A 17835-nucleotide genomic window follows, 5' to 3' on the forward strand; every position below is an offset into this window, starting at 1 on the left:
TGTTGTGTAGGGATGAAAGAGTGGATCAAGCCCGGGCCGCATGGCCGGACAGCTGCTGCTCGAGATCATGCAGCACCCGGTAGCACGGCAGGACCTGGGCCACGCTGGCATTCGGTTCCCGCCCCTCGCGGATGGCTGCGAAGAATTCACGGTCCTGCAATTCGATGCCGTTCATCGACACGGCCACGCGGCTGACGTCGATAAGCTCGTCGCGGCCCGTGACCAGGTCATCGTAGCGGGCGATGTAGGTCGCCGTATCGCCGATGTAGCGGAAGAAAGTACCAAGCGGACCGTCGTTGTTGAAGCTCAGCGACAGCGTGCAGATGGCGCCGTTGGCCGCCTGCAGCTGGATGGACATGTCCATGGCGATGCCCAGTTCCGGATGGATCGGACCCTGCAGCGCATTGGCACGCACGATGGGGCTGCCGCACTGATAGGCAAACAGGTCCACCGTGTGCGCCGCGTGGTGCCACAGCAGGTGATCGGTCCAACTGCGCGGCTCGCCCAGGGCATTCATGTTGGTGCGGCGGAAGAAATACGTCTGCACGTCCATCTGCTGGATGTGGAATTCGCCGCGCTGGATGCGCTGGTGCACATACTGGTGGCTGGGGTTGAAGCGGCGCGTGTGGCCGCACATGGCGGTCTTGCCGGTCTCGCGCGCCAGGGCCACCAGGGCCTCGGCATCGGCCAGGGAATCCGCCATCGGGATCTCGACCTGGACGTGCTTGCCCGCCCGCAGGCAGGCCATGGCCTGGGATGCATGCATCTGCGTGGGCGTGCACAGGATCACGGCATCGATCTCGGGACGCGCCAGGACCTCGTCCAGCTCGGTGGTGGCCTGTCCGATCCCGTATTTGCGCGCCACCTCGCGGGTCTTGTCCAGGTCGCGGCTCACCAGGGCGACGACTTCCACGCCGTCGATGCGGGCGATGCCGTCCAGGTGCTTGATGCCGAAGGCGCCGGCACCGGCCAGCGCGACTTTCAGGGTGCGTTCCGTCACGATTGTTCCTCCAGGATCAGGTGGCCCACGGCCGTGTTCGAGGCCGGCACGTGGTAGAAGCGGTGCGCGACGCGCGGTGCCGGGCCGCCCGCCACGTCCGCCATCGCGCCGCGGGCGATCAGCCACATCACCAGTTCGATGCCTTCCGAACCCGCCTCGCGCACGTAGTCGATGTGCGGCATGCGGGACAGGCCATCGGGGTCGGCGATCAGCCTGTCCAGGAAGTTCTGGTCGAATTCGCGGTTGATGAGGCCGGCGCGCGGCCCCTGCAGCTGGTGGCTCATGCCCCCCGTGCCCCAGATGTGCACGTTCAGGGGCTCGTCGTAGCTCTCGATGGCGCGGCGAATGGCGCGGCCCAGTTCGAAGCAGCGGCGGCCGGACGGCACGGGGTACTGCACCACATTCACGGCGAAGGGAATCACCGGGCACGGCCAGGCCTCGGGCTGGCCGCACAGCAGCGACAGGGGAACCGTCAGCCCATGGTCCACGTCCATCTTGTTGACGATGGTCAGGTCGAAGTCCTGCTGGATCACCGACTGGGCGATGTGCGCCGCCAGCTCCGGATGCCCGATCACGGGCGGCACCGGTCGCGCGCCCCAGCCCTCGTCGGCCGGATTGAACTGCGCGGCGCAGCCGATCGCGAAGGTCGGGATCATCTCGAGGCTGAAAGCCGTGGCGTGATCGTTGTAGACCAGGAAGATGACGTCCGGGCGATTGTCCTTCATCCACTGCTTGGACGGTTCATAGCCCTTGAACAGCGGCGCCCAGTAGTCGTTGCCGGTCTTGCCCAGGTCGATGGCGGCGCCGATCGCGGGCACGTGCGAGGTGTAGACACTCGCGCTGATGCGGGCATGCGTCTGGTTCATGATTGTTTTTCTCCGGTGCAGCGGTTGCCTTCGATGCTCCTGCCGCCGGCCAGCATCATCGCGGCGTATTCTTCCTGGGTCATGCCGGTCATGCTGGCGGCCATGTACTGGAAGGAACGCCCGTCGGTGGCGCCGAGCTTGGCCAGGAAATAGATGTTGCCGCCCAGTTCCAGGCAGCGGTTCAGGTCGCGCGCCAGCACGGCCTGCTTCTGTTCCTCGGTCATGGGCCACTCGTCCAGGTAGGCGCGCTCATCGGCGCGAAACCGCTCCCGATTCTCGGCCTTCATCAGGGACATGCAGAACTGGTTCAGGTGGTAGCCCTTGCGGGACTGGTCCGCGTCGAAGATGGTCGTGCCGGGCACGTCGGTATAAGGCTTGTTCAGGGACATGGTTCAACTCCAGTACAAGCGGTTCGGGTTGTCCACCAGCAGCTTGCGCTGCAGCTCGGCCGTCGGCGCGATCTGGGGGATGTAATCGACCAGCAGTCCGTCGTCGGGCATGTGGGACTTCAGGTTCGGGTGCGGCCAGTCGGTGCCCCACAGCACGCGGTCGGGAAAGGTTTCCACCAGGCGCCGCGCAAAGGGCACGACGTCGCGGTAGGCGTGCTGCTCTCCGTTGAGAGCCGGCGGGCCGGACAGGCTCAGGCGTTCCGGGCAGCTGACTTTGCTCCAGATGTTCGGGTGATCCTGCATCATCTTCACGAACAGGCCGAATTCCGGGCCATCCACGGGCTTGGAGACATCGGGCCGCCCCATGTGGTCCACCACCACCGTGGTCGGCAGCGTGGTGAAGAAATCATACAGTTCAGGCAGATCCTGTGCCTCGAAATACACCACCACGTGCCAGCCCAGGGGGGCGATGCGCGCAGCGATCTCGGCCAGCACCTCGCGCGGCGTGAAGTCGGCCAGCCGCTTGACGAAATTGAAGCGCGTGCCGCGCACGCCTGCCTCGTGCATGACCCGGAGGTCGGCGTCGCTGACATCACGCGAGACGGTCGCCACCCCGCGTGCCCGGCCGCCCGAGGCGCGCAGCGCATCGACCAGGGCACGGTTGTCGGTGCCGTGGCACGTCGCCTGCACGATCACGTTCTTCTCGAATCCCAGGTGGTCGCGCAGGGCGAACAGGGCTTCCTTGGGCGCATCGCAGGGCGTGTACTTGCGTTCCGGCGCATAGGGAAATTCAGCGCCCGGGCCGAACACGTGGCAATGGGCGTCCACCGCCCCGGCAGGCAGCCGGAATCGCGGGCGGCTGGGGCCATCGTAGTAATCCAGCCAGCCCGGGGTCTTGGTGAAGGTATCGGCGGTCGTCATTGTCGATCCTCAGTCGATGTACTTCAGGCCGGCCTTTTCCAGGCCTTCGCGCATCTTGTAGTAGTCCAGGCCGAGCACGCCCGAGGCGAAGATCTCGCGCTTGGCGCCTTCGTTGTCCTCGCGGGCCTGGGCCTTGGCGGCGACCTGGGCAGCCACTGCGGCGGGCACCACCACCACACCGTCGGTATCGGCCACCACCACGTCGCCCGGATTCACCAGTGCACCGGCGCACACCACGGGAATGTTGACCGAACCCAGGGTGCCCTTGACGGTACCCTTGGCGCTGATGGCGCGGCTGAACACCGGGAAGTCCATGGACTCCAGGGTATCGACATCGCGCACCCCGCCGTCGATCACCAGGCCGCGCGCGCCGCGCGCCTTGAACGAAGTGGCCAGCAGGTCGCCGAAGAAGCCGTCGGTGCTGTCCGTGGTGCAGCCGGCCACCACCACGTCGCCTGGCCGGATCTGCTCGGCGGCCACGTGCAACATCCAGTTGTCGCCCGGTTGCAGCAGCACCGTGACGGCGGTGCCGCACATGCGCGCGCCCCGCCAGATCGGGCGCATGTAGGGCTTCATCAGGCCCACGCGGCCCATGGCCTCGTGGATGGTCGCCACGCCGAAGCGCGAAAGCTGCTCGACGGCGGCCGGGTCGGCGCGCTGGATCGTGCGATGGACGATGCCGAGCTGGTTCAGGGGGGTGCTCATGTCCGTTTTCTCCTGAGGCGTTACAGGCCCTTGGCCTTCAGGGCAGCGTCCAGGCGCGGATACACGCGGCGCGCATTGCCCTCGTAGATCTGGAAGCGGTCGGCGTCGGTGAGCGTCGAGGCCGCTTCGATATAGCGTTTGGTGTCATCGAAATAGTGCCCCGTCTCGGGATCGATGCCACGCACCGCGCCGATCATCTCGGAAGCGAACAGCACGTTCTTCACCGGGATCACACGGGTCAGCAGATCGATGCCCGGCTGGTGGTAGACGCAGGTGTCGAAGAACACGTTGTTCAGCAGATGCTCGTCCAGCAGGGGCTTCTTCAGCGCCTGGGCCAGGCCGCGGAAACGGCCCCAGTGATAGGGGGCGGCGCCACCACCGTGGGGAATCACGAAGCGCAGGGTCGGGAAATCCTTGAACAGGTCCGAGGTCAGGCACTGCATGAAGGCCGTGGTGTCGGCATTCAGGTAGTGGGAACCCGTGGTATGGAAGCACGGGTTGCAGCTGGTGGACACGTGGATCATCGCCGGGATGTCGTATTCCACCATTTTCTCGTAGATGGGATACCAGGAACGGTCCGACAACGGCGGCGAATTCCAGTGCCCGCCGGACGGGTCCGGATTCAGGTTGATCCCGACCGCACCGTATTCCCTGACGCACTTTTCCAGTTCGGGAACGCAGGTGGCCGGATCCACGCCCGGCGACTGCGGCAGCATGGCGGCCATGACGAAATTGTCGGGAAACAGCGTCGCGACGCGGTGGCACAGCTCGTTGCAGATCGCCGACCAGGTGCTGGACACCTGGAAATCCCCGATGTGGTGGGCCATGAAGCTGGCGCGCGGCGAAAAGATCGTCAGGTCGGAGCCTCGCTCGCGCATCAGGCGCAGCTGGTTGGTCTCGATGCTCTCGCGCAACTCGTCGTCGCTGATGCGCAGGTCGGAGGGGCTGGGGCGCTTGGAGGGATCCTGGATGCCCGCAATCTGCCGGTCGCGCCAGTCGGCCAGCGCCTGCGGCGCGGTCGTGTAGTGGCCATGACAGTCGATGATCAGGGGTTTTCTGCTCATTTCGTACGTTTCCTTTTCCGTTTTCCGTGAGGATGAGGCCGTATCCGGGATATCAGAGCGCCTGGGGCCAGGCCGAGGCCGGCACCATCGCTTCTCCGCGCATGATGAGCCGCGCCGTGCGCAGCAGCGCCGCACGCACGACCTTCTGGGGGTCCTGGGGATCGAGTTCCAGCTCGACCGTGAATTCGCCGCTGGGATGCTCGATCGACACGGCCTTGCGCGCCCCTTCGGGCAGGCGCGCCAGGTCGTGCGGCACGGCGCCTTCGAGGACGCAGGCCGTGCCCACCGTCACGGCCGCCAGCACGCCGATGGCTTCGTGGCAGACGTGAGGGATGAAGCAGCGGGTATTGATCGCCCCGCCCTCCCGGGGCTCGGACACCAGGGTCATCTTGGGATAGTTGCGTGCGGACACGTCCCCCAGCCCCATCAGTTCGCCCGTGCGCAGGCGCAGGGCCTCGATGCGGGCCTTCAGCGCCTGGTCTGCATTGAGCTCGGCCGGAGTCTCGTGCCCTGTGCAGCCCATGTCGGCGGCCCGGAACAGCACCAGCGGCATGCCATTGTCGATGCAGGTGACGTCGATCTCGAAAGCGTCGAAGTCTGCGCCGGCGGGCGGCTCGACCCGCACGCGGTCGCGCACGCGGCCGGTGGGCAGCAGGCCCGAGCACACCGAACCGGCCGTGTCCAGGAAATTGATCGTGATCGGGGCCGAGCGGCCAGGTACGCCGTCGATGCGTGCATCGCCCTCGTAGGCAACCCGGCGGCCTTCCGGCGTCATCGGAGTCAGCACCGTGATGTCGCACTGCATGCCGGTATTGCGGGTCAGCACACGCACGGTGGTCTCGTCGCCCTGGGCCTGGATCAGGCCGCGCTCCAGCGCGAAAGGCACGACTGCCGCCAGCATGTTGCCGCAATTGGCCGTCGTATCGACCGTGTCGCGGTCGGGTTGCAGCTGAGCGAACAGGAACTCCAGGTCCACGCCCGGCGTCGTGCCCAGGCGCACGATGCCGACCTTGCTGGTCAGGGGGTGGGCCCCGCCCAGGCCGTCGATCTGGCGCCGGTCCGGCGAGCCCATCACGGCCAGCAGCACCCGGTCGCGCGCCGCCGGGTCCGACGGCAGATCGGATTCCAGGAAGAACGGCCCGCGCGACGTGCCGCCACGCATGAACAAGGCTGGAATGGCTTTCTGCATCTTGTCACCACACTGTGCTCGATGGAGCTCATTATGGACGGGGGGCGTGCTATGTATAAGGGCATACGGCCACTATCAGCTATGCCGGAATGATATGATTCATGGATCGCAATACCGAAATTAAGGGTAAACCCTTATTCATATCCGGGAACCATGGACCTCAAGCAACTGGAATATTTCATGCGGGTTGCCGAACTGGGCAGTTTCACCCAGGCCTCGTACGCGCTGAACATCGCCCAGCCGGCCCTCAGCCGCCAGGTCCGCATGCTGGAAGTCGAACTGCGTCAGAACCTGCTGAATCGCAACGGGCGCGGCGTCACCACCACCGAGGCCGGCAAGCTGCTGCTGGAACACTGCCGGGGCATCCTGCACCAGGTCGAGCGCGCCAAAGAGGACATGGGTCGGGTTCAGGGTGCGCTGGCTGGCCGCGTGGCGCTGGGCATCGCCCCCAGCGCCTCGAAGATGATGACGGTGGAACTGACGCGGCAGTTCCGCAAGCGGCTGCCGAACGCCAGCCTGTCGATCAGCGAAGGGCTGTCTCTGGTGATGCAGGAATGGCTGCTTGCAGGCCGTTTGGACATCGCCCTGATGTACAACCCGTCGCCATCGGCGGACCTGGACCTGTCGCCGCTGACCAGCGAGCGGCTGTACCTCGTCGGCACCCGGGGGCCGCATCCCTCGCACCAGCCCCTGCCGCTGCACGCACTGGTCAACATTCCCCTGATCATCCCCAACCGGCCGCACACGGTGCGCATGCTGCTGGAATCCGAGATGGCGCTGATCGGCTCACGCCCGAACATCCGCCTGGAAATCGACAGCGTCCAGGCAATCCTGGACCTGGTGGCCGACGGCACCGGCTATGCCATCCTGACGGAACACGCCGTCCTGACCTCGGCGCAGCCGGACCGCTACCACATCCGCCCCATCACTCAGCCCGAACTGTACAGCCGGCTGTACCTGGCGACGGCGGCGGGCCGGATCACCACCCTGACGCAGAAAGCGATGCTGGAACTGATCCGCACCACCGTGCGCCGGGTCTATCCCCCGGCCATGACGCTTCCCGCCTGACCCGCATCCGGCCGCCCCCGTGCCGCACCGTACGGTGGCATGGTCGGGCGCGGCCTGCCGCCCCGGAGCGCCATCGGGACGCGGCCCCGGATGATGTCAATCGCGCGCCTGGGCGATCAGCCGGTCCGCGTAGGCCTGCCAGCCGTCCGCAGCCTCGACGTCGGCAAACAGGCCCCGGGCCGCCAGACCAGCGACCCAGTCCTGCTTCTCGGCGGTGGCGGCGGCCATCCAGGGCTCGAACCCGGCTTCGCGCACAGTATTGGCCACCTCGCGCATTTCCTCGGCGCGGCGGCGACCGTGCTCCACGACGCGGCTGTAGAAATAGCGGCCCTGCTCCGTCCAGTCGATGGACGGAAAGGTTTCCTGGAGCGTGGGCAGCACGTAGTCCTCGACGCCATAGGCGCGCGCAGCGGTATAGCTTTCGATCACCAGGGCCTCCAGGCCCTTGATCATGACGCTGCGGCACATCTTGATCGCCGATGCCACGCCCAGTTCCGGCGACACCGCGGTGGCGTCCATCCCGAAGGCACGCAAGCGTTGGGCCAGGGTCTCGGCGTGCGGTCCGCCCAGCAGCATCGGCACGCGGATGCCGTACGGCGGCACCGAAGTCATCACGCCCGCTTCGACGTAGTGGCCGCCCGCCGCCTCGATCAATCCGGCGGCTTCGCGCTTGGCGCCCGGCGAAGCGGAATTCAGGTCCAGGAAGACCGTGCCCGGCCGCAGGTGCGCGGCCGCTTCGCGCGCCACCGCAACCGTGTTCGATGCCGTGACGGCGGAAATCACCAGATCGGCCGCCGCGCACAGGGCCGCGGCCGAATCGCACAGGATGACGCCATCGCGCGCCGCACGATCGCGCAGCGGCGCCGATGCGGCCGCATCAGCCAGCTTGGTGTCCCAGGCGTGGACACTGTCCACCTGTGCTTTCAGGCCGGCACAGAAAATGCCGCCGACCTCGCCATAACCGATCAGGCCCAGTCGCGTTGCTTGCATCGCTTTCAAAGCTCCATTCAATGATTCCGATTCAACCGCGAATCGCGCGCGCGGCCCGGCGCCAACGGCGTGCCGCAAGGCGTCCTCAGGACGCCGGAAACTGTTCCGTATCGATTTCGGCCTGCGTAGCGGCACCGTAGCGTTCGCCCGATACCAGGCCGCGGTCGAACAGCCGCGCCAGTTGGTCGCAGGTCGCCGCATCCAGCCGCACGCCAACCGCCCCGAGATTCTCATCCAGGTGCGGCAACCGCGTGGTGCCGGGAATGGGAATGATGTCATCCCCCTGATGCAGCAGCCAGGCCAGCGCCAGCTGGCCCGGCGTGCAGCCCAGATCCCGGGCCATGCGCCGCAGCGGCGCCAGCAGCGCCTGGTTGCGCGCGAAGGCATCGGCCTGGAAGCGCGGCATGCGCCGCCGCAGGTCCGCCTCGTCGAGGTCAACCGGGTCGGACAGGCCGTCGGCCAGGAACGCCCGCCCCAGGGGGCTGAAGGCGACCAGCGCCGCGCCCAGCTCGCGGCAGGCCTGCAGGACGGCGATCTCGACCTCGCGGGACCACAGGGAATATTCGCTCTGGACGGCGGCGATCGGGTGCACCGCGTGCGCCCGCCGCAACGTGGCGGCCGAGACCTCGGACAGGCCGATGCTGCGGATGTTGCCCGCGCGGACCAGATCCGCCAGGGCGCCCACGCTGTCCTCGATGGGCACGGTCTTGTCCCAGCGGTGCAGGTAGTACAGGTCGATCACATCGGTGCGCAGGCGGCGCAGGGAGTCCTCGCAGGTCCGGCGCAGGGTCTCGGGCCGGCCGTCGATGCGGCGCTGGCCATTTTCGCGGAAGATGCCGCATTTGCTCGCCAGCATGAAGCGGCTGCGGTGCGGCGCCAGCACCCGCCCCAGGAGTTCTTCGTTGTGGCCGAAGCCATAGAGCGCCGCCGTATCGAACAGCGTCACGCCCCGGTCCAGCGCTCCCAGCAGCAAGGCTTCGGCATCGGCGGGGGAAGCCGCCGGACCATAGCCGTGACTGAGGCCCATGCATCCCAGGCCGATGGGAAAAACCTGAAAACCTGCCAGTGTGCGCGTCGTCGTCTTTGTGGTCATAGTGCCTTGATTATCCCCATAAAGGAACGGCCCGGTAAGACCGGGCGCGTCACTAGCAGCTATGCCGGATTGCTATGGATGTGCCGGCATCCGACCCGGATGCTACTGCTTGCCGGGGTCCTTGACGGCCTCGACCGTGGCGAACTCCACGTTCTGCAGCACGCCATCGACCTTCTCCACCTTGCGGATATAGACGTTCTGGACGATGTCGCGCGTTTCGGGATCGATCTCCACCGGGCCGCGCGGGCTGGTCCATTTCAGGCCCTTGACCGCCGCGATGAACGCATCCCCGCTTGCATCGCCCTGGGTCTTTTCCAGGGCTTCGCGGATCAGGCGCATGCCGTCGTAGGCCGCCACGGCCACCATGTTGGGCCGCGTGCCGGGATAGGCCCGGGCATAGGCTTCGACGAAGGCCTTGTTCTCGGGTGAATCGTGCGCCTGGGAATAATGGAACGAAGTGATCATGCCCAGTGCATTGTCGCCCATGGCCGCAAGCACGTCTTCGGTGACCACGTCGCCGGTGGCCAGCAGCCGGATGCCGGCATCGGCCAGGGCGCGTTCCCGGTAGCTCTTGGCGAAGGCCACGCCCTGCTCGCCGTTGGGGACGAACAGGAAGATCGCGTCCGGCCGTGCGTCCTTGATCTTCTGCAGGAACGGCGCGAAATCCGGGCTGGTGAGCGGTGTGTGGACTTCGCCCACCACCTCGCCGCCCGCTGCGGTGAAGGTCTTCTTGAACTGAGCCGCGGCATCGTGACCCGGACCGTAATCGGCCACGGCGACGTATACCTTGTGAATGCCGTTGGCCGCCGCCCAGCTTGCCATCGGCGCCGCGACCTGCGGCAGGGTCATGGACGTGCGCACGATATAGGGCGATTTCTCCGTGATCGAGGACGTGGCCGCATTCATCACGACCATGGGCACCTTGGCCTCGGTCGCCAGAGGCGCGACCGAAAAGGCGCCCGGTGTCAGGCCGAAGCCGGCCAGCACGTCGACCTTGTCCTGGATCAGCAGGGTCTGCGCCTGGCGCTTGCTGATCGAAGGCGACACGCCCGTGTCGTCCTTATCGATCAGCACGATCCGGCGGCCCGCCACGATGTCCCCATGCTCCTTCAGGTAGAGCCGGGCGCCGTTGACCATCTGCTGCCCGGTCGAGGCGAACGGCCCCGACAGCGGCAGGATCATGCCGACCTTCAGGTCCTGGGCCTGGGCGGCGCCCAGGCCTCCGGCCGCGAAGATGCAGGCCGCCAGCAATTTACCGATCTTGTGTTTCACGTCTGTCTCCTTGTCTTGTGATCGTGAAATGCGTGCAATGAAGACGCCGACCCGTGGCTACAGGTCCAGCACCAGCATCGGGGTCCGCGCGCGCGAGCAGCACGGCGTGAACTGGTCGTTGGCCGCATGCTCGGCATCCGTGAGATAGCTGTCGCGATGATCCGGGATGCCTTCCCGCACCCCCGTCAGGCAGGTGCCGCAGATGCCCTCTTCGCAAGACACGGGGATGAACACGCCCTGCCGGTCCAGGGCCGAGGTGATGGTCTCGTCGGCCGGGATCTCGAACACTTCCCCGGTGCTGGCCAGCTTGACCTGGAAGGCCACATCGCCCTCGGCCGGCGCGGCGGGGCGCTGGTCCTCGTCCAGGGCGAAACGCTCGAAATGAATGCGCGAATCGTCCACCCCGGCCGAACGGGCCTGCTCGCGGATGAAATCGATATAGCCGGACGGGCCGCAGACATAGATGTGGGTCCGTCCGTCGTCCGCCGCCAGAATGGCCGGCGCGTCGAGCGCCGTTTCAGGTTCATCGTCGAAATGAACCTGGGTGTGCCCCGCCAGGGCCGGCCCCAGGATCTCGTCCAGGAAGGCGGCGCGGCTGCGCGAGCGGCAGCTGTAATGCAGCTGGAAAGCGGCGCCCGTCGCCTGCAGGCGGCGGGCCATGCACAGCAGTGGCGTGATCCCGATCCCGCCTGCAAACAGCAGGCTGCGCTCGGACGGCACCAGCGGGAAGCGGTTGCGCGGCTGGCTGATGCGCAGCAGATCCCCCACCTGCACCAGATCATGCACGGCCACCGAGCCCCCCCGCGATTGCGGTTCCCGCAGCACACCGATCAGGAAGTGGGACCGCTGCGTGCAATCGTTGAACAGGGAGTACTGGCGGATGTAGCCGCCCGGCAGATGCACATCGATGTGTGCGCCGGGCGAGAATTCCGGCAGCAGGCCGCCGTCGGGGTCCACCAGTTCGAGGCTCACGACGTCCGGGGCCGCCTGGTGTTTCCCGGCAACTCGCACGGACAGGGATTCGGTGATCATGTCTTTCTCTTTCCAATCGGCCCGACGGACATGCCGAGCCTTCTTCAAACCTTCAGCCCGCGGCCTCTGCTTCGGCTTCGGCCCGGACCAGTTGGTCCAGGACGCGCCGCGCCCGCATGCCGCCGGCATCGATGTCCAGCGACAGCAGCCGGCGGCCCGGGAAATTGCGCTGGTTGCGCTGCTGCGCTTCCAGCACGGCCAGATCCTGGCTGAAAATCCTGCCCTGCCCCGTGCGGATCGAATCGGTCAGGGCGTCGTCATCGGGCTTGAAATGACGGGCCATGCCCCAGAAGTACCAGTGGGAGGATTCGGTCTCGGGTGTCATGAAATCGACGACGACCGCCGAGACCTTGTCGCGGGGATCAGCCTCGAAGCCTCCCTTGCCTGCCAGCGCCACGCCCACGTCGATCAGCACGTTGCCCGGCGCGGTGAACCGCGACATCTGCCAGCGGTCCACCAGCGCCTGGTCGTCCAGTCCGTTGGCCCGCATGGCGGCCTGCCAGAAAGGCGGCGCGACGATGCCGTGCATGACGCGGCTGGTCACGATCTGATCGCCTTCCACGCGGGTCTGGACCGGCGCCTCGTCGATCTCGGTCTGGCCGATGCTGTCGGTATGCACGTAGGCTTCGTGGGTCAGGTCCATCAGGTTGTCGATCATCAGCCGGTAATCGCAGTCGATATGATAAAGCCCCCCGCCATACGCCCATTCGGGATGGTCGGCCCAGAACAGGTCGGGGATGGCGGATTCGTCGGCGCGCTCGGGATCCCCCGGCCAGATCCAGACGAAGCCGTGCCGCTCCACGACTGGGTAGCTTCGGATACAGGGAAAGCCGCCCACGCGTTGCTTGGGCATGGAAACCGCCTTGCCGTCGCAGCCCATGACCAGGCCATGGTAGCCGCACATCAGGTTGCCGTCCACGACCGCACCCAGCGACAGCGCGGCGCCCCGGTGGGGGCAGAAGTCCTCCAGTGCCGCGACGCGGCCCTGGGCGCCCCGGTAAAGTGCAACGGGTTGGCCGCAGATCATGCGGCCCAGGGGCTTGTCCGCGATTTCATCGGGCGTGCAGGCCACGTACCAGGCATTCTTGGGGAACATCATCGGTCTCCTCGCGGGCGCGCAGGCGAACGCACGGCCCGGTCTATTGTTCGAGATAATATTCAGTACACTGAATGTTCAGGTATATCCTATTTTCTCGGACCGCAATGACATATCGGTGCTTACCCTTAGACCTTGTCGGAAACAGGGTTTCCAGCAGCGCCATCGGCCGGCCCCGGCCTGGCCGCCGTCAGAGGAGCCCGGCTCTGGTGGTTGTTCACGTCCACCAGCTTCTGCAGCAGTTCCATGAACCTGGCCTCTTCCTGGGGCGAGAATTTCTCGAAGATGCGCCGGTGCAGGCGTTCGATGGCATCGTTGAGTTCGTGCAGCAGATTCCGACCCTGCTCGGTCAGCGTCAGGATCCGCTGACGGCGATTCGCCGGGTCCACCCGGCGGGACAGCAGCCCCTTTTCCTCGAGCCGCGTGGCCACGCTGGCCGCCGTGGACGTATCGATGGCCGCCAGACCCGCCACGGACACCTGATCCACCCCGGGATTGTCCAGCAATACGCACAAAACGGCATACTGCATGGGCGTGACCCGGCTGCCGATCTCATCATGGAAGATCGAAGCGGAAATCTGCTGCGCACGGCGCAGCAGGTGACCGGGTTGGGTGTAGAGCGGTTCTCGCAGGATCGGATCGGACATGCAGGCATCTCGCCGGGGGCCGCCGGGCGAGCGGCCGGAAAGGAACACGGGCGGGCGCCGCCCCGGCGCCCTTTTTGCATCAAACCGGATTATCGTCCAGACAGCGCCCGGCGCGCGAACCGATCCGCGCGGCTCGCGTGCGCGCCAACCCCCGGCATCCACCCCAAGGAGACTCCATGAATGCGCGCCCCACTTTCGTCCTGTTGCACGGCCTGCTGTGCGATGCCGACACCTGGGCAGATTTCATCGGCCCGCTTTCGCGCCGGGGCCACGTGCTGGCCGCCGACCTGAGCGACATCGATTCCCTGCCCGACGCGGCGCGCAACGTGCTGGCGGCAACGGCGGGGCCGCTGATCGTCGCGGGGCACTCAATGGGCGGCCGCATCGCCCTGGAAATGGCACGCCAGGCGCCGGAGCGCTGCAGCGCCCTGGTCCTGATGAACACGGGCTACCAGGGTCTGGGCGAAGGCGAAACCGAAAAGCGCATGGCTCTGGTGCGCGCCGCACGCGCCGGTGGCGTCCAGGCGATCGCCGATGATTGGCTGGATGGCATGATCGCCCCCCGGACCCGGGTCGACTCGGCCCTGATGGCCAGGATGCGGGCCATGGTCCTGCGCTCGACACCGGATTCGTTCGCCGGCCAGATCCAGGCCCTGATCGGACGGCCCGACGCGACGGAGCTGCTGGGCAGGATCGCCTGCCCGGTGCTGCTGATGAGCGGCACCGAAGACCGCTGGAGCCCGCTCGAACGCCACGCCGACATGGCATCCCGGATGCCGGACGCGGCACTGGAAGCCATCGCGCAGGCAGGCCACATGGCGCCGTTCGAGGCGCCCGGTGCCTGCCTGTCCGCGATCACGGGCTGGTTGGCGCGGCGAGGCCTGGCGGCCTGACGCGATCAGGCCGGGGGCTTAGGGTCAGGCGGGTTCGAGCACCAGCAGGCCGGTCGCGGTATTGGAGATCGGCACGTGGTAATGCGCGTGATGCTGCCGGACCGGCGTATCGTCCAGGACGCCGCGTGCCGCCACCCACATCAGCAGTTCGATCCCCTGGGTGCCGGTGAGCTCGACCAGTTCGTCGTTGGAATACCGGGTGACCCAGGTCGGGTCGGACACCATGCTCTCCATGAACTGCAGATCGAAGGGCTTGTTGATGAAACCGGCGCGCTCGCCGTCGAGCTGGTGCGACAGGCCACCGCTGGCCACGACCAGCACGCGCCGGTCATCGTCCCAGGACTCGATCGCACGGCGCAGCGACTGTCCCAGCCGGTAGCAGCGCGCAGCCGAGGGATACGGCGCCAGCACCGTATTGATGCACACCGGCACGATTTCCACCGGCCATTCGCCTGCATCCTTGCCTTCCGGCCAGAGCAGCGCCAGGGGCAGCGAGACCGAATGGTCGATCAGGGCCTCCTGGCAGGTGGTGATGTCGAACTCGTCCTCGACCAGAGTCTCGACGATGTGCCAGGACAGGTCCACGCAGCCGCGCGCGGCCGCCAGCGGCGGGATGCCCCAGCCCTCGTCGGCGTTCTTGTAGGCGTCCGCGGCGCCCACCGCGAAGGTCGGCATCTTGTCGAGGAAGAAATTCAGGCCGTGATCGTTGTGCAGGATGACCACCACATCCGGACGCTCGCGCCCCAGCCATTCGCGCGCCTTGCCGTAGGCGTCGAAGAAGGGCTTCCAGTAAGGATCCTGCTGCTTCTGGCGGGCCAGTGCCCCGCCGATGGCCGGCACGTGAGACGTGCTGATGCTGCCGATGATGTGCGCCATGATCAAGCTCCCGCCGCGATGAGTTTGGCCTGGAAGGCCTCTTTGGTGACGCCCGTCTGCTGGGCGCCGATGTCCTGCATGTCCAGCCCGAAGATCCCGGCCAGCTTGGCCAGGTAATAGGGATGCCCCCCGGCGGCGATCATGCGCAGGACCTGGCGGCTGCGGACGGCCTCTTTCTGGGTTTCCGTGAGGTTGTAGCGTGACATGTAGGCTTCCTCGTCCCGCAGGAAGGCCTCGCGGCACTCGGCCGAATTGAAACTGAAGCACATGCGGTTCAGGGCATAGCCGATACGGGCCAGATCGCCGTCGAAGATCACGGTGCCGGGGATCTGGCGCCGGCGTTTGCGTGTGGCTGCTGTCATGGGATGTCTCCTTGGAATCGAAGCCGCCGCGCCGATGACGCGGCGGGAACGGACAGCCTCATGGTGGCGCAGGACGACGGCCCGGAGAATGGACTTTTGTTTTTTAAAAATGTACATTTCGCAGATATCGGCACCCACGATCCGGAGGACGCCATGGAACCGCTGACCCCGGCGCCCCCGGCCCATGACCACACGGCCATTCCCATCTACAAACTTTACGGCTACGGGAATGTCTGGACGGCCTCGGACCCGCTTTACTGCGAAACCATCGCTGCCCAGGAAGAATTGCACAATTGGCATGTGGCGGCCCACAAGCACACGGACCTGTTCCAGGTGCTGTTCCTGGAATCGGGGGAAGTCACCGTGGTGCTGGACGGTCAGGCGCGCACGCTGGGCCCCGGACGGCTGGTCCTGGTGCCTCAGCGAGTCGTTCACGAATTCATTTTCAAGCCCGGCTCGGGGGGCTACATCCTGACATTGACCTATGCATTGCTGCACGGACTGTGTGCGCGTTTCGGCCTGGGCCTGAGCGCCGCCACCGATCCCGCCGTGCTGGCAATGGATGCCGACGAGGCCGCACGGCACACGGCCCTGAGCTTCCACCGGCTGGACCGCGAATACCGCGGCCTGCACAGCCCGCAGCGCGGCCCCCTGCTCGAAGCGCTGCTGGCGGGCATTCTGGTGTGGATCCACCGCCAGGGTTATCCGGCCGGCACGGCCGCCACGGGTGCAGACCCCGGCAGCCAGCACCTGACGCGCTATGCGCGGCTGATCGAGGAACACCACACTCGCCAGCACCGTGTGGCCTGGTACGCGCAGCGCATCGGCGTGACCCCTGCGCACCTGAACGCCATCGTCCAGGCCCTGGCGGGCAAGTCGGCGCTGGAACTGATCCACGAGCGCCTGCTGCTGGAGGCCCGCCGCGAGCTGATCTACACGCCGCGCACAATCGGCGCGATCTCCGATTCGCTCGGATTCGCGGACCCGGGCTATTTCACCCGTTTCTTCAAGCGGCTGGCGGGGATGTCGCCCAAGGACTTCCGCCGCCGGGCCCTGGCGCCCGGCGACGGCCCTTCCGGCGAACCCTGACGATCCGCCCGGCCCGCGGCCGGCCGGCAGATCGGGCCGGCTGCGTCAGACCACCGGCTCGTAGGGCAGGCCGACGTAGTTTTCGGCGATCGTGGTCAGGCCGGCGCGGGTGCTGGTGTAGTAGTCCTGCTCGGCCTTCTGGATGCGCTGGCTGAAGGCGTCGTCGTCGAAAGTATGCAGCAGCATGCTCATCCACCAGGAGAAACGCTCGGCCTTCCAGACGCGGCGCAGGGCGATTTCCGAATAACGGTCCAGCAATTCGGGGCGCCCGTCCAGGCAGGCCCCGCGCAGGGCGTGATACAGGGTGTAGACATCGCTGGAAGCCAGGTTCAGGCCTTTGGCGCCCGTCGGGGGCACGATGTGCGCGGCATCGCCCACCAGGAACAGGTTGCCGAACTTCATCGGCTCGGCCACGAAGCTGCGCAGCGGCGCGATGCTCTTCTCGATGGAAGGACCGGTCACCAGCTTGGCGGCGACGTCCTCCGGCAGCCGGGCCGAGAGTTCCGTCCAGAAGCGGTCGTCCGACCATTCATCGACGTGCTCCGCCAGGCTGCACTGGATGTAGTAGCGGCTGCGCGTATGCGAACGCATGCTGCACAGCGCGAACCCGCGCGGATTGTGGACGTAGATGAGCTCGTCCTCGACCGGCGGCGTATCGGACATCAGGCCCAGCCAGCCGAACGGGTACACACGTTCGAATTCCTTGATCCGGTCCTTCGGCACCGATTTGCGCGACACGCCGTGGAAGCCGTCGCAGCCGGCGATGTAGGCACATTCCAGCGTCTTCTGCTGGCCCTGGTGGGTAAAGGTGACACGCGGCTTGCCGTCCAGGAAATCGTACAGCTGCACATCCTCGGCCTCGTAGTAGATGGGGGCGCCGCTCGCCTTGCGGGCGTCCATCAGGTCGCGGGTGACTTCCGTCTGGCCATAGACCAGCACCGACTTGCCGGTCAGCCCTTTCATGTCGACATGCTCGCGCCGCCCCTGGAAGGCCAGGGTGAAGCCGTCATGCACCAGGCCCTCGCGGTCCATGCGCTCGGCCACGCCGGCCTCGCGCATCAGGTCGACAAAGCCGTATTCCAGCACGCCGGCGCGGATGCGACCCAGCACGTAGTCGGGCGTATGGCGCTCCAGGATCACATTGTCGATGCCGCAGCGATGCAGCAGCTGGCCCAGCAGCAGCCCCGAAGGGCCGGCGCCGATGATGGCGACTTGCGTCTTGATGGTCATGGTCTCTCCTCTGTTTTCGATGGATGCGCCTTCCCGGTCGCCCGGGAAGGCAT

The 17835-nt window shown here is 66.6% G+C and carries 19 protein-coding genes; 3 read left to right on the plus strand and 16 right to left on the minus strand.

What is annotated here, in order from left to right:
* Nucleotides 1-25 precede the first annotated feature (25 nt).
* From ABD022_RS02905 to ABD022_RS02935, 7 genes are all read right to left on the minus strand, one after another.
* Nucleotides 26-1000, minus strand: coding sequence for a Gfo/Idh/MocA family oxidoreductase (locus ABD022_RS02905; RefSeq protein WP_325124180.1), 975 nt, complete (start codon nt 998-1000; stop codon nt 26-28).
* Nucleotides 997-1866 carry a class III extradiol dioxygenase subunit beta gene (locus ABD022_RS02910; RefSeq protein WP_325124179.1) on the minus strand — a complete coding sequence of 290 codons (870 nt, stop codon included), beginning with the start codon at nt 1864-1866 and terminating at the stop codon, nt 997-999. Before ABD022_RS02910 ends, ABD022_RS02905 begins: the two co-directional genes overlap by 4 nt.
* A complete protein-coding gene (ligA, locus tag ABD022_RS02915; RefSeq protein WP_343819966.1) occupies nt 1863-2255 on the minus strand; it encodes a protocatechuate 4,5-dioxygenase subunit alpha in 393 nt (130 codons plus the stop codon). The genes ABD022_RS02910 and ligA overlap by 4 nt, the downstream gene beginning before the upstream one ends.
* 3 nt (nt 2256-2258) lie before the next feature.
* Nucleotides 2259-3176 carry an amidohydrolase family protein gene (locus ABD022_RS02920; protein WP_325124177.1) on the minus strand — a complete coding sequence of 306 codons (918 nt, stop codon included), beginning with the start codon at nt 3174-3176 and terminating at the stop codon, nt 2259-2261.
* A gap of 9 nt (nt 3177-3185) precedes the next feature.
* Nucleotides 3186-3881: a 4-carboxy-4-hydroxy-2-oxoadipate aldolase/oxaloacetate decarboxylase gene (gene ligK / locus ABD022_RS02925; RefSeq protein WP_325124176.1), complete on the minus strand. Its 696-nt coding sequence runs from the start codon at nt 3879-3881 to the stop codon at nt 3186-3188.
* 20 nt (nt 3882-3901) lie between these two features.
* A complete protein-coding gene (locus ABD022_RS02930) occupies nt 3902-4930 on the minus strand; it encodes an amidohydrolase family protein (protein WP_325124226.1) in 1029 nt (342 codons plus the stop codon).
* Nucleotides 4931-4997: 67 nt separating this feature from the next.
* Entirely contained in the window at nt 4998-6134 is a 1137-nt protein-coding gene (locus tag ABD022_RS02935; RefSeq protein WP_325124175.1) for a 4-oxalomesaconate tautomerase, read from the minus strand.
* A 153-nt stretch (nt 6135-6287) separates the two neighbouring features.
* Here ABD022_RS02935 and ABD022_RS02940 point away from each other — a divergent pair, with 153 nt between their 5' ends.
* Nucleotides 6288-7202 carry a LysR substrate-binding domain-containing protein gene (locus tag ABD022_RS02940; protein ID WP_325124174.1) on the plus strand — a complete coding sequence of 305 codons (915 nt, stop codon included), beginning with the start codon at nt 6288-6290 and terminating at the stop codon, nt 7200-7202.
* A gap of 96 nt (nt 7203-7298) precedes the next feature.
* On the opposite strand, the gene ABD022_RS02945 is transcribed toward ABD022_RS02940, so the two are convergent.
* From ABD022_RS02945 to ABD022_RS02970, 6 genes are all read right to left on the minus strand, one after another.
* A complete protein-coding gene (locus tag ABD022_RS02945) occupies nt 7299-8192 on the minus strand; it encodes an NAD(P)-dependent oxidoreductase (RefSeq protein WP_343819967.1) in 894 nt (297 codons plus the stop codon).
* A gap of 85 nt (nt 8193-8277) precedes the next feature.
* A complete protein-coding gene (locus ABD022_RS02950) occupies nt 8278-9285 on the minus strand; it encodes an aldo/keto reductase (RefSeq protein ID WP_343819968.1) in 1008 nt (335 codons plus the stop codon).
* 102 nt (nt 9286-9387) lie between these two features.
* Nucleotides 9388-10557: an ABC transporter substrate-binding protein gene (locus tag ABD022_RS02955; protein WP_425545194.1), complete on the minus strand. Its 1170-nt coding sequence runs from the start codon at nt 10555-10557 to the stop codon at nt 9388-9390.
* A 57-nt stretch (nt 10558-10614) separates the two neighbouring features.
* Nucleotides 10615-11589, minus strand: a complete 975-nt coding sequence (locus ABD022_RS02960) for a PDR/VanB family oxidoreductase (protein WP_325124171.1) — start codon at nt 11587-11589, stop codon at nt 10615-10617.
* Nucleotides 11590-11641: 52 nt separating this feature from the next.
* Nucleotides 11642-12685: an aromatic ring-hydroxylating dioxygenase subunit alpha gene (locus ABD022_RS02965; protein ID WP_325124224.1), complete on the minus strand. Its 1044-nt coding sequence runs from the start codon at nt 12683-12685 to the stop codon at nt 11642-11644.
* Between the two features lie 128 nt (nt 12686-12813).
* Complete coding sequence (locus tag ABD022_RS02970; RefSeq protein WP_325124170.1) at nt 12814-13332, minus strand: MarR family winged helix-turn-helix transcriptional regulator; 519 nt, start codon at nt 13330-13332, stop codon at nt 12814-12816.
* 176 nt (nt 13333-13508) lie between these two features.
* On the opposite strand from ABD022_RS02970, the gene ABD022_RS02975 reads away from it, so the two are divergent.
* Nucleotides 13509-14225 carry an alpha/beta fold hydrolase gene (locus tag ABD022_RS02975; RefSeq protein WP_325124169.1) on the plus strand — a complete coding sequence of 239 codons (717 nt, stop codon included), beginning with the start codon at nt 13509-13511 and terminating at the stop codon, nt 14223-14225.
* A gap of 24 nt (nt 14226-14249) precedes the next feature.
* On the opposite strand, the gene ABD022_RS02980 is transcribed toward ABD022_RS02975, so the two are convergent.
* Both ABD022_RS02980 and ABD022_RS02985 read right to left on the minus strand, forming a co-directional pair.
* Complete coding sequence (locus ABD022_RS02980) at nt 14250-15101, minus strand: class III extradiol dioxygenase family protein (RefSeq protein ID WP_325124168.1); 852 nt, start codon at nt 15099-15101, stop codon at nt 14250-14252.
* 2 nt (nt 15102-15103) lie between these two features.
* Nucleotides 15104-15463 (minus strand): protocatechuate 4,5-dioxygenase subunit alpha, encoded by a 360-nt coding sequence (locus ABD022_RS02985; RefSeq protein ID WP_325124167.1) that lies wholly within the window; start codon nt 15461-15463, stop codon nt 15104-15106.
* Between the two features lie 153 nt (nt 15464-15616).
* Between ABD022_RS02985 and ABD022_RS02990 the strand changes: the two genes are divergently transcribed.
* Entirely contained in the window at nt 15617-16552 is a 936-nt protein-coding gene (locus ABD022_RS02990) for a helix-turn-helix domain-containing protein (protein WP_343819971.1), read from the plus strand.
* A gap of 45 nt (nt 16553-16597) precedes the next feature.
* Here the strand turns inward: ABD022_RS02990 and pobA are convergent, their stop codons facing one another.
* A complete protein-coding gene (gene pobA / locus ABD022_RS02995; RefSeq protein WP_325124223.1) occupies nt 16598-17776 on the minus strand; it encodes a 4-hydroxybenzoate 3-monooxygenase in 1179 nt (392 codons plus the stop codon).
* Between the last annotated feature and the right edge of the window lie 59 nt (nt 17777-17835).

It is taken from the genome of Castellaniella daejeonensis, from assembly GCF_039523555.1.
GTDB lineage: Bacteria > Pseudomonadota > Gammaproteobacteria > Burkholderiales > Burkholderiaceae_B > Castellaniella > Castellaniella daejeonensis.